The sequence below is a fragment of the Curtobacterium oceanosedimentum genome (assembly GCF_040545555.1).
Lineage (GTDB): Bacteria > Actinomycetota > Actinomycetes > Actinomycetales > Microbacteriaceae > Curtobacterium.
Genome location: NZ_JBEPMD010000002.1, coordinates 379471 through 390124 on the forward strand (window position 1 = coordinate 379471; position 10654 = coordinate 390124).

Consider the following 10654-nt stretch of genomic DNA (forward strand, 5'->3'; position numbering starts at 1 on the left):
AGCGGAAGGAGGCGGGCGGGGAGCGCAGGTCCCCGCCCGCCGGTCTCATCGGAGGGCCGAGCGGACGCTGGCGTCCGCGGCCCCGAGCAGCTCGGCGGGGTTGCCGCCGGCGAGCGCCTTCTGCGTGGCGGTGTCGACGGCGGTGAGCACGTCGGCGCTGTTCACCACACCCGGCAGCAGCGGGATGGTGGTGCCGGGCAGCCCGGTCAGGGTCGCGACGGTCGGGTTCTGGCCGACGTCGCTCGCGGTGATGTCGGTGCGCAGGGGCGGCCACCCGGAGCCGAGCGCCCACTTCGTGGCGACGGTCTTCTCGTTGAAGTAGGCGAGGAACTGCTCGGCGGCGCGCTGCTTCGCGTCGTCGGTCTGCGCGGTGACGCCGAGCGAGATGCCGATCGCCGACGCGGTCTGCGCCTTCGGACCTGCAGGGATCGCCGCGATGCCGTAGTCGATGCCCGCGCCCTCGGCGACGCTGGCCATCCACGGCCCGCCGATCTCCATGGCGGTCTTGCCCGCGGTGAAGAGCTTGTCCGCGGCGATGCCGTCGACACCCGTGGGCGAGATCCCGTCCTCGGTCACGGCCTTGGTCCAGTACGCGAGCGTCTCGCGGTTCGCCGCGGAGTCGATGGTCGACTTCGTGCCCGCCTCGTTCGTGACGGAGCCGCCGTTGCCCGCGAACAGACTCGGCCAGATGCCGTTGCCCACCGTCTGGTGGTCGGGCAGGACGAGGCCGTACTGCTCCGGTGTGCCGTCGCCGTTGGTGTCCTTCGTGAGCTTCTTCGCGTCGGCGACCCACTCGTCCCAGGTGGTCGGAAAGGAGTCGATACCGGCCTCGGCGAAGAGCTTCTTGTTGTAGATCACCGAGAGCGGCACGAAGCCGCTCGGGACGCCGTAGCGCTTGCCGTCGACGGTCTCCATGGCGACCGCCTGTTCCTTGAGCTCGCGCGTGTTGCTGGAGGTCTCGTCGTAGAAGTCGTCGAGGTCGACCAGGGCCTTCTTCTGCGCGTACACCGGCAGGCGGTCCGACGTCATCGCGACGAGGTCGGGGCCCTTCTTCGCGGAGAGCGCGGGGAGCATCGTGTCGTCGATGACCGCCCACGTCTTGGTCTGGGTGGAGATCGTCACCTTCGACTGCGAGGCGTTGAAGTCCTTCACGATCTGGTCGAGGACCTTGCCGTCGGCCTCGGTGTACCCGTGCCAGAACGTCAGGTCGACGTGGGCGTCGGAGGACGAGGACCCGGGGGAGCCGGCGCACCCGGCCAGGGCCACCGCCGCGGCTGCAGCGAGCGCGACGACTGCGACGTGCTTCTTCATTGAACACCTGCCATCCGTCCGGCACAGCGGCGTGCGGGACTCTCGGGTTGCCGGATTTACACCGGTGTAAATGGAAGGTAACGGGCAGTGGCGAGGACGTCAAGCACCAGTCCTGTCGACCCGGGGTCAGTCCGTCCGCGCGCCGTCCACCGACGAGGCCCGCACCACCAGTCGGTGGGGGGACCGGACCACCCCTGCCACCGCGGCCTCGCCCCGCTCGAGCTGACCGACGAGCATGTCCACGGCGGTCGCCGCCACCCGGTCGAGGTCGGCGGAGACGGTGGTCAGGGCGGGCGTGGAGTACGCCGACTCCTCGATGTCGTCGAACCCGACCACGGCCACGTCGCCCGGCACGGACCGACCTGCGAGCTGCAGGGCGCTCATCGCCCCGAGCGCCAGGGCGTCGTTGCAACAGACGACGGCGTCGACTGCGCGGCCACCGGCGAGCAGTCGCGTCGCGGCCTCCGCCCCGTCGGCCCGGTGCCAGAGCGGCGTCGACACGACGAGCTCCGGCCGGAACGGCAGGTCGTGTGCGTCCAGGGCCGAGCGGTACCCGCGCAGACGCTCCTCCGCGGTCCGCACCGGACCGTCCGGGTCTGCACCGACGAAGGCGATGGACGACCGGCCTGCCCGCACGAGGTGCTCGGTCGCGTCACGGAAGGCATCTGCGTTCGACATCGTGATGAACGTCGCGTCGCTGTCCTCGACCGGTTCCCCCAGCACGACCAGCGGGAACTTCACGTCGAGGGCCGGGGCATCCCCGGGTCGCACCGCGAGCGGGCTGTAGATGATCCCGTCGATGGAGTGCTCGCGCATCCGGGTGATGGCGTCCGGCTCCCGCTCGCCGGAGGCGGTCTGCTCGACGAGCACCGTGTACCCGAGCGCCCCGGCAGCGCGGATGACCGCGTCCGCGAGCTCCGCGAAGTACGCCTGACGGAGCTCGGGCAGCGCCAGCCCGAGCACGCGTGAGCGGCCGGAGCGGAAGTTCCTGGCCGACACGTTCAGCTCGTAGCCGAGCTGCTCGACAGCGGCCATGACGCGGTCGTGCGTCCGCGCCGACACGTGCTCGTACCCGGCGAGCACGTTCGAGACGGTCTTCTTGGAGACACCGGCGACCGCTGCGACGTCGCTCATCGTCGGCGGCGAGCGGTGTCCTTCGACCATGGACGCGCTCCCTCCCGGCAGCGTGGACTGCGTTCCGCAGGAACCTACCGCACGCAGCACCGCTGTCGGTGGCCCCGCCTAGCGTGACGACATGCCCGAGGGCGACTCCGTCCACCGCCTGGCAACCCGACTCCGTGCGGTCGACGGCGCCCTGGTCGCCCGTGGCGAGCTCCGCGGCGGCGCCGACGCCGGCACCCCGCTCGGCGGTCGACGCATCGTCGAGCACGCCACGCACGGCAAGCACCTGCTCACCCGGTTCGACGACGGCACGACGCTCCACACCCACATGCGGATGACCGGCTCGTGGACCACGACGGGCGCGGGGAAGCGGCTGCCGACACGCGCCGCGCAGGACGCCCGGGTGCGCATGGCCCTCGACGACGGTCGCACGGTGTGGGGGATCGCCCTGCCCGTGGTCGAACTGCTCGCCACCCGCGACGAGCACCTGGCGGTCGGGCACCTCGGACCCGACCTGCTGCACGACGACTTCGACCGCGACGAGGCCGTCCGCCGCTGCACGGCCGATCCGGACCTGCCCGTGCGCACCGTCCTGCTCGACCAGCGGCGCGTGGCGGGGCTCGGCAACCTCTGGGCGAACGAGCTCGGCTTCGTGCGCGGGCTGCACCCGGACCGGCCGATCGGCACGGTCGACGTGACCGCGCTGCTCGACGCTGCGCAGCGGATGCTCCGACACTCCGCGACCACGCCCGACGCGTACCAGGTGACGACCGGGGTGCTCCGTCGCGGCGAGCGCCACTGGGTCGTCGGCCGCGCCGGCCGGCCGTGCCTGCGCTGCGGGACGCGGGTGCGCGCCCGCGACGACGTCGAGGTGGTCGGCTCCGCGCCCCGACGCGTCTGGTGGTGTCCCCGCTGTCAGCCCGCGGCGAGCTGACCCTCCGGCGCCACGGGACGGACGGGAGGCACGGTGCCGGCCCGCCACGGGCCTCCCGTCCGTCGCCCGGCCCGGTCGTCGGCCGTCCCGTCCGTCCACCTCGGTACGGCAGGATGAGCGCACCCTTCCCGACCGACCACCGGAGTCACCGTGCCCGACCAGAAGCCCGCCGTCCTGTTCGTCTGCGTCCACAACGCCGGCCGCTCCCAGATGGCGGCGGGGTGGCTCCGGCACCTGGCCGGTGACCGCGTCGACGTGTTCTCCGCCGGGTCCGAACCCGCTGACCGGATCAACGCGGTCGCGGTGCAGGCGATGGCCGAGGAGGGCATCGACATCGCGGGCGAGCAGCCCGCCGTCCTGACCACCGGCGCGGTGCGTCAGGCCGACGTCGTCGTCACCATGGGGTGCGGCGACGCCTGCCCGGTGTTCCCGGGCAAGCGCTACGAGGACTGGGCGCTCACCGACCCGGCCGGCCTGCCGATCGAGCAGGTCCGTCCGGTTCGCGACGAGGTCCGGCGGCGGGTCGAGACGCTGCTCGCCGACCTCGTCTAGACCAGCGCGGCGATCCCGAGCGCGACCAGCGCCAGGAGCGGCAGGGCGCCCTGGGTGCTCGCGGCCCGGCGCTTCGTCGCGTCGCTCGTGAACAGCACCAGTGCGGCGGCGAGCATGCTCCCGGTCCCGGCGACGACGAGGGTCAGGCCGACCGCGGTACCGCCGGACGCGACGACGACGATGCCGACCAGCACGAGCACGGCGAGGAACAGGTTGTAGAAGCCCTGGTTGAACGCGAGCGAGCGGGTGGCCGCGGCCTCCTGCTCCGAGGTGCCGAAGGTGTTCCGCGCTCGCGGAGTGGTCCAGAGGACGGACTCGAGCACGAAGATGTACACGTGCAGGAGCGCGGCGAGGGCGGCGAACACGAGGGCGACGACGGTCATGCCCCGACCCTACGACGTCCGGTCAGCGTCCGGACGGCAGGGGCAGCTCGTGCGAGGCATCCCACGGCTCCGCCCAACCGAGCCGGTCGAAGAGCGCGTCGAGGAGCATCGCGGTGAACCCCCAGAGCGTGTGCGCGCCCTCGTCCGACCGTACCGTGAAGGCCGGCCCGCGCCACTCCTGACCGCCTCGGCGCAGCACGGTGACCCCACGGTTCGCCGGGTCGAGGAGGTCGGCGACGGGTGTCCGGAAGACCGCGGCGGACTCCCGCTCGTCGACGACCCGCACGGGTGTCGGTTCGCGCCACCACCCGAGCACCGGCCGCACCAGGTGGTTCGAGTGCGCGAGCGGGACGGCGGGCAGGGTGCCGAGGACCTCGACGCCGGCGGGGTCGAGCCCGGTCTCCTCGCGGGCCTCGCGCAGGGCTGCTGCGGGCGCGTCGGCGTCACCGGGGTCGATGCGCCCGCCGGGGAACGCGATCTCGCCCGGGTGCGAGCGGAGGGTCGACGCTCGTGCGAGCAGCAGGACGTCGAGGTCGCGGTGCACGGCGTCGGCCGCGGCTGCGCGCTCGGCGGGCACCCGGTCGAGGACGCCGAAGAGCATGAGCACGGCGGCCGCCCGCGGGTCTGCGGTGCTCGGCATCGCGGGCACGAGCGGGACGGCGCCGGGACCGGCGACGGCGGCGAGCGCCGCGCGGGCAGCCGCAGCCGACGGGCTCTGCCCCACCCGGGTCACCGGCGCGTGCCGTCCTCGGCGGTACTGTCGGCAGTCGGGCCGTCCGCGGACGGGCCGTCCGCAGCCGTGCCGTCAGCGGGGACGCCGTTCCGACGAGCCAGCAGCGCGCGGACGCCGACGACGCCGGCGAACCCGACGACGACGAGCGCGACGATCAGCAGCAGGATCGTGTGGTGTCGGTGATCGACCGGGGCGGCCGCCGCCTGGGTCGCCGACACCTCGTCGGAGGTCCCGGACGCGGCGTCCGCCGTCGCGGTCGCGGTCGGTGCTGCGGAGGACGCTGCAGCGGTCGGGGCCGGTGTCTCCGCAACGCCGGAGGTCGAGGGGTCGAGCGCTGCCGGGCCGCTCGACGCGAACCGGTACTCGCCGGAGATCGGGTGCCCGTCGACGGACACGCTCCGCCACCGCACCAGGTACGAACCCGTCTCGGAGACGTCGAGGTCCTTGCCGATGGTGTTGCCCTCGACGGTCACGTCACCGGACGTGTGCTCGGCGTCCTGCGCGTCGGTGACGCTGATCACGATGCCGGTCTGCAGGCCGCTGAGCGGCGGTTCGGACAGGGTCAGGGTGATGCGGTCCAGGTCTCCCACGACCGTCGCGTCGGCCGCCGGTTCGGACGAGACCAGCACGTCGTGGGCGGACGCCGGTCCGGCGACGAGCAGGACGGGCGCGAGCGCTCCGACGACGACGGTGGCGAGGAGGGCTCGGAGACGCACGGGTGCCTTTCGACGAGGGCGGACCCGGCTGGTACCGGACGCCCCGAGCGTACCCGGGGCCTCCGGTGCGGCGGCGGGAGGAGCGTGGCGACCCCGCCACGCTCCTCCCGTCCGTCCGTCGACCCGTCAGCGACCGGGCGCGCGCTCGATCTCGATGTCGCCCGCGACCGCCGTGAACCGGTACCGCTGCGCGGCACCCGGGTCGGTGCCGAGCTCGTTGTCCACCTCGCCGACGGTCGCCTCGGCGGTGATCGCGTACCGGCCGTCCGGCAGGCGGACCTCCTGGTCGCCGGAGGTGGTGTCGACCGAGATGCTCCGCGGTGCCGCACCGAGTGCGAGGTCCACGTCCCCCGAGGTCGCCTCGACGGTCAGGGTGTCCGCGCGACCGTCGAACGCGACGTCACCGGCGGTGCTCGTCAGGACGACGTCGCCCCAGGTGCCGGCGAGCAGCACGTCGCCGACGGTGGCGCCGACCTCGATCGGGACGTCTGCGGCGTCCGACGGCACCCGCACCGTCAGGCCTGCGCCCTGACGGACCCCGACGGACAGGTCGACGATGCTCCACGCCGGGCCGGCGACCGTGAGGTCGAGCACCCCGTCGCGGACCGCGTGCCGCTCACGGAGTCGGGTGTCCCCGGCGACGAAGACGATCTCCGTGCGGTCCACGTCGGCCCGCTCGACGCGGACGTCGGTCGAACCGGTGTCGATCCGGATGCGGTCGAAGGACTCGTCGACGGCGCTCGTCCGGGAGTGGTCCTGGCGGTCGGCAGCGGCGACGGACTGCACGACGACGAGGGCGAGCAGCGCGACGAGCAGGACGGAGCCGACCACGAGCAGGACGGTCCGCAGGGTGCGGGGGCGCCGGGGAGCCGGCGGGGGCGTGGTGCTGGTGGGCGGGGCGGTCGTCGTCACGGGGAACTCGTTCCTTCGGGTGGTGGTGCGGGATGGGATGTCGGGGCAGGTGCGCGGTCAGCGTCCCCGGCCAGCGGCCTCGGACAGGTAGCGGAGGACGGCGAGCACACGGCGGTTGCCGGTGCCCTCCGCCGGGACGCCGAGCTTGGTGAACACGGCGGACACGTGCTTCTCGACCGAGCTCTCGGTGATGTGCAGCTCGGCACCGACCGCGCTGTTCGACCGTCCCTCGGCCATCAGCTGCAGGACCTGGAGCTCCCGAGGGGACAGGGTGTCGATGCCGTCCGTGCGGCGGGAGCGGGCGAGGATCTGCGCGACCACCTCGGGGTCGAACACGGTGCCGCCCGAGCCGACCCGGGCGACGTCACCGAGGAACTCGTCGACCTCGACCACGCGGTCCTTGAGCAGGTACCCGAGCCCGGCGGTGTCGCTCGTGATGAGGTCGGCGGCGTAGCGCTCCTCGACGTACTGGGAGAGCACGAGCACCGCGACCCCGGGGTGCTGCGCCCGGATGAGGACGGCGGCCCGGACCCCCTCGTCGGTGAAGGTCGGGGGCATCCGGACGTCGACGATCGCCAGGTCGGGGCGGTCGGTGGCGACGGCGTCGAGCAGGGCCGGAGCGGTGTCGACGGCGGCCGTCACCTGGTGTCCGGCGTCGGTGAGCAGGCGGACGAGTCCGGCACGGAGGAGGACGGCGTCCTCGGCGATCACGATGCGCACGGGACCTCCACGGTCACTCGGGTCGGGCCGCCGACGGGGCTCTCGGTCAGCAGGGTGCCGCCGGCCGCACGGACGCGGTCCCGCATCCCGCTGAGGCCTCCGCCGGGGTGTCCGTCGGTGCCGGCACCGCCGACGCCGTCGTCCCACACCACGGTGCGGATGCCGCCGGTCACCTGCTCGACGGTGACCGAACACCGCGCGGCGCCGGAGTGCTTCGCGACGTTCGTGAGCGCCTCGGCGACGGCGAAGTACAGGACCGCCTCGACCTCGGGCCGCGGTCGGGCGGTGAGCGCCACGTCGACGGCCGTGGGGACGGCGTTGCGCGCGGCGACGGCGGACAGTGCGGCGTCGAGCCCGCGGTCGGTGAGGATCGCCGGGTGGATCCCCCGGGCGAGCTGCCGGAGCTCGGTGATCGAGTCCTTCGCGTCGCGGTGCGCCTGGTCGAGGAGCTCCCGGGTGGCCGCGGGGTCGCTGTCGAACCGCGATCGCGCCATGCCGAGGGTCATCGCGAGCGCCACCAGCCGCGGCTGCACGCCGTCGTGCAGGTCGCGCTCGATGCGGAGCCGTTCGGTCGTCGCGGCGTCGACCGCTCCCTGCCGGGCGTCCGTGAGGCGGTCGATGCGGTCCTGCAGCGCCGCGGTCCGGCTCGAACCGAGGAGCAGCGGCGCGAGCGCCCGGTCGAGGCTGCCGGCGCCCCACACGTACAGCACGGTCACCACGAGGAGCACCACGCCGGCGAGGACACTGCCGGCCGTGCCGTTCGGCAGCAGGCCCAGCAGCGGACCGGTCCGGGGCGACGTCAGGACGAACGGCGCGAGCGTCACGAGCCCGAGGAAGCCCCAGCCGAGCACGGTGGACACCAGGTGGTGCGCCAGGACCCGCCAGGTCACCGGGTCGGCGAGGTCGACGAACGCCTGCACCACGGGGCGCCAGGGTCCGGTGACGCGGGTCGCCCTGCGGACCGGACGGGGGATCTCGACGTCGTGGAGGGCCGCTGCGCGGCGGCGCTCGACCTCGGCGCCCCATCGAGCCGTCAGGGTGGTGGCCACCAGGAGCAGCACCCCGACACCGGCCGCGGGGATGCTGCCGATCGAAGTGGCGAGGAGCGTGACGACGAGGACGAACCAGACGAACCCGAGGAACGCGTCGAGGAGGAGGTCCACTGCGGAGCTCCAGAGGGCGGTCGCTTTCTGCACGGCTTCACAGTAGGGGCGGACGCGAGCACCCCTCGACGGTGGTGGCCGCACGATCGGGTGGGGGTTTCCCCCACCCGCTCACGGACGGACGGGAGGCCCGTGGCGAACACCGCCACGCGCCTCCCGTCCGGCTCGTGGCCGCGTCAGCGACCGGCTGCGGAGTGGTTCGCGACCTGCGTCGCGGTCAGTTCCGTCGAGTACACGGCGGCGTAGCGCATCTGGCCGGTGAAGGAGTAGTTGCCCGGGGCACCCGGCCACCCGCTGATGGTGTCGTAGCCGATGCGGAAGTACCCGGTGTAGTTCTCGGGTGCCTTGAACGCGGAGTTCGACGCGACGAGCGTGCCGTCGAGGTACAGGCGCATGCCGTTCGTCGGCGACATGGTCGACACGACGTGGTGCCACGCGCCGTCCGTGACGGCCTTCGGCGAGGTGATCACCTGCGTCGCGCCGTTGTACGCGCCGAACACGAGCTGTCCGGCGGTGTTGACGTAGATCTGCCGGTCGTGCTGCCCCGAGGTGGTGACCTGGTTGCTGCCGAACCCGATGAGCAGCCCGCCGGCGACGGTCGTGCGGAACCAGACCTCCTCGCTGAAGGTCGTCGGGTTCGCGTACGAGCGCGGCGTCGAGACGAAGCTCGTCGACCCGTTGAGCGTGTAGGCGGTGCCGCCGTCGCGGGTGCAGGCCCCGGGGTTCGCGGTCGTGGCCATGGAGCCCTGGTACGTGCCCGCAGCGTTCTTGCCGGAGGAGTCGGCGGCGGTGCGCGACCCGGCGGCCTCGTCGAGGTCGTACGCGAACAACGCACCAGACGCGTCGGCCAGCGCTGCGGCGCCGCAGGTGAAGTACGGCGCGGTGGCCGCGGAGTTGGTCGAGTTCGTCACCGTCGCGCTGTACGCGGAGCGGGTCGGGGCGAACTGGTTCAGCAGCACGACCACGGCGAGGGCGACGACGAGCAGGACGGCGACGACCCGGCCGTCGCGCAGGGAGCGCAGGGGGCGGCCGGTCACGATGTACGCACCGGTTCGACACGACCGACGGCCAGGCAGAGCACGAGCGGCACGAGGCACACCAGGATGAGCGCGGCCCAGCCCATCGGGTCGAGGTCGATGTTCGAGGTCAACTGGTAGTGCCCGTTCTTCGTGAGTTCCTCGATCACGACGCGTCCGACCTGGCCGTCCACCAGGTGGACCGAGTTGCCGCCGTGGGCGTCGACGCGGACGGGGAAGATGCCGGAGGAGACGATCGTCGCCTCGACGCCGTGCGGGCTCGAGGTGTTCGTGATGGTCGTGACGTTGACGAACGGCTTCAGGACGAACGCCGCGTACGAGGTCGTGAGGGCGCCGCCGGCGATGCGGAGGCAGGTGCGCGTCACGCGGTCGGTGAAGGCGCTCGTGAGGGTCCAGATCAGCAGGGTGCCGACGAGCAGGATCGGGGCGGCCCGGAACAGCCAGCCGAGGTGGGGGACGAGGAGCACCGGCGCGCCGATGACGTCGTGCTGCGTGAGCGTCCACGGGTCGGTGGCGCCGTTGATGTCGCCGCGGGTGTGCAGGCCCTCGGCGTCGATGCCGATGATGCGGTGCGTGTAGACGACACCGGGGTTCGCGTCGGTCGCGAAGGAGACGACGTCACCGACCGCGAGCGTGTCCACGTCGACGGGCAGGTCGAGTACGAGCGTGCCGACCGGGGCGGCGTCGCCCATCGAGGGCGTCTCGACGACGAACCAGCGACCGCCCGCGGACAGGAACAGGACGGCGGCGGTGAGCAGGACGGCGGCGACGACCGCGACGGTCCAGGCGAGGACGGTCTCGGAACGGGAGACGGCCCGTCCGCGCAGGACCGGCCGGTCGAGCGTGCCGCTGAGCGGGATCGCTGCGGTCTGGCTCATCTGCTGCTCCGGTGGGGTCGGCCGCCCCGGCAGGCGGGGACGGCGGGTGGTGCGGGTGGGGGACTGCGTGGGAGGGGGTGGCGGGGGGGGGGGGGGCGGGGGGGGGGCGCGACACCCACGCGGGCGGCGCCCCCCCAGCCAACCCGGGGCGCCGGAGACAAGGAAAACGGGGACGATAAAACCCCCACCCCGA

General features: G+C 73.2%; 12 protein-coding genes. 2 read left to right on the forward strand and 10 right to left on the reverse strand.

What is annotated here, in order from left to right:
* Positions 1 to 45 precede the first annotated feature (45 nt).
* The gene (locus ABIC52_RS03740) at positions 46 to 1311 is read right to left on the reverse strand and encodes an ABC transporter substrate-binding protein (RefSeq protein ID WP_126891085.1); all 1266 of its coding nucleotides are present in this window, start codon (positions 1309 to 1311) and stop codon (positions 46 to 48) included.
* A gap of 126 nt (positions 1312 to 1437) precedes the next feature.
* Complete coding sequence (locus ABIC52_RS03745; RefSeq protein ID WP_354026651.1) at positions 1438 to 2475, reverse strand: LacI family DNA-binding transcriptional regulator; 1038 nt, start codon at positions 2473 to 2475, stop codon at positions 1438 to 1440.
* Positions 2476 to 2566: 91 nt separating this feature from the next.
* Between ABIC52_RS03745 and ABIC52_RS03750 the strand changes: the two genes are divergently transcribed.
* Positions 2567 to 3367 (forward strand): DNA-formamidopyrimidine glycosylase family protein, encoded by an 801-nt coding sequence (locus tag ABIC52_RS03750; protein WP_354026652.1) that lies wholly within the window; start codon positions 2567 to 2569, stop codon positions 3365 to 3367.
* Positions 3368 to 3517: 150 nt separating this feature from the next.
* Positions 3518 to 3919, forward strand: a complete 402-nt coding sequence (locus ABIC52_RS03755; protein WP_126891088.1) for an arsenate reductase ArsC — start codon at positions 3518 to 3520, stop codon at positions 3917 to 3919.
* On the opposite strand, the gene ABIC52_RS03760 is transcribed toward ABIC52_RS03755, so the two are convergent.
* The 8 genes from ABIC52_RS03760 to ABIC52_RS03795 form a co-directional block, all read right to left on the reverse strand.
* The gene (locus ABIC52_RS03760) at positions 3916 to 4302 is read right to left on the reverse strand and encodes a DUF1304 domain-containing protein (RefSeq protein WP_126891089.1); all 387 of its coding nucleotides are present in this window, start codon (positions 4300 to 4302) and stop codon (positions 3916 to 3918) included. The genes ABIC52_RS03755 and ABIC52_RS03760 overlap by 4 nt on opposite strands.
* A gap of 22 nt (positions 4303 to 4324) precedes the next feature.
* Positions 4325 to 5035, reverse strand: a complete 711-nt coding sequence (locus ABIC52_RS03765) for an NUDIX hydrolase (protein ID WP_435526058.1) — start codon at positions 5033 to 5035, stop codon at positions 4325 to 4327.
* Complete coding sequence (locus ABIC52_RS03770; RefSeq protein ID WP_354026653.1) at positions 5032 to 5751, reverse strand: copper resistance CopC family protein; 720 nt, start codon at positions 5749 to 5751, stop codon at positions 5032 to 5034. The genes ABIC52_RS03765 and ABIC52_RS03770 overlap by 4 nt, the downstream gene beginning before the upstream one ends.
* 126 nt (positions 5752 to 5877) lie before the next feature.
* Positions 5878 to 6663, reverse strand: a complete 786-nt coding sequence (locus ABIC52_RS03775) for a DUF4097 family beta strand repeat-containing protein (protein WP_354026654.1) — start codon at positions 6661 to 6663, stop codon at positions 5878 to 5880.
* A 57-nt stretch (positions 6664 to 6720) separates the two neighbouring features.
* Positions 6721 to 7383 (reverse strand): response regulator transcription factor, encoded by a 663-nt coding sequence (locus ABIC52_RS03780; protein WP_209823722.1) that lies wholly within the window; start codon positions 7381 to 7383, stop codon positions 6721 to 6723.
* The gene (locus ABIC52_RS03785) at positions 7371 to 8579 is read right to left on the reverse strand and encodes a sensor histidine kinase (protein ID WP_354026655.1); all 1209 of its coding nucleotides are present in this window, start codon (positions 8577 to 8579) and stop codon (positions 7371 to 7373) included. The genes ABIC52_RS03780 and ABIC52_RS03785 overlap by 13 nt, the downstream gene beginning before the upstream one ends.
* 143 nt (positions 8580 to 8722) lie before the next feature.
* On the reverse strand, positions 8723 to 9583 hold the full coding sequence (locus ABIC52_RS03790; RefSeq protein WP_354026656.1) for a LamG domain-containing protein: 861 nt from the start codon (positions 9581 to 9583) through the stop codon (positions 8723 to 8725).
* Positions 9580 to 10461, reverse strand: coding sequence for a S26 family signal peptidase (locus ABIC52_RS03795; RefSeq protein WP_354026657.1), 882 nt, complete (start codon positions 10459 to 10461; stop codon positions 9580 to 9582). The genes ABIC52_RS03790 and ABIC52_RS03795 overlap by 4 nt, the downstream gene beginning before the upstream one ends.
* Positions 10462 to 10654: the final 193 nt, after the last annotated feature.

Excerpts from the sequence above, each read along its gene's own strand:
- ABIC52_RS03740 (WP_126891085.1), bottom strand. The coding sequence starts at position 1,311 with ATGAAGAAGCACGTCGCAGTCGTCGCGCTCGCTGCAGCCGCGGCGGTG.
- ABIC52_RS03745 (WP_354026651.1), bottom strand. The coding sequence starts at position 2,475 with ATGGTCGAAGGACACCGCTCGCCGCCGACGATGAGCGACGTCGCAGCG.
- ABIC52_RS03750 (WP_354026652.1), top strand. The coding sequence starts at position 2,567 with ATGCCCGAGGGCGACTCCGTCCACCGCCTGGCAACCCGACTCCGTGCG.
- ABIC52_RS03760 (WP_126891089.1), bottom strand. The coding sequence starts at position 4,302 with ATGACCGTCGTCGCCCTCGTGTTCGCCGCCCTCGCCGCGCTCCTGCAC.
- ABIC52_RS03795 (WP_354026657.1), bottom strand. The coding sequence starts at position 10,461 with ATGAGCCAGACCGCAGCGATCCCGCTCAGCGGCACGCTCGACCGGCCG.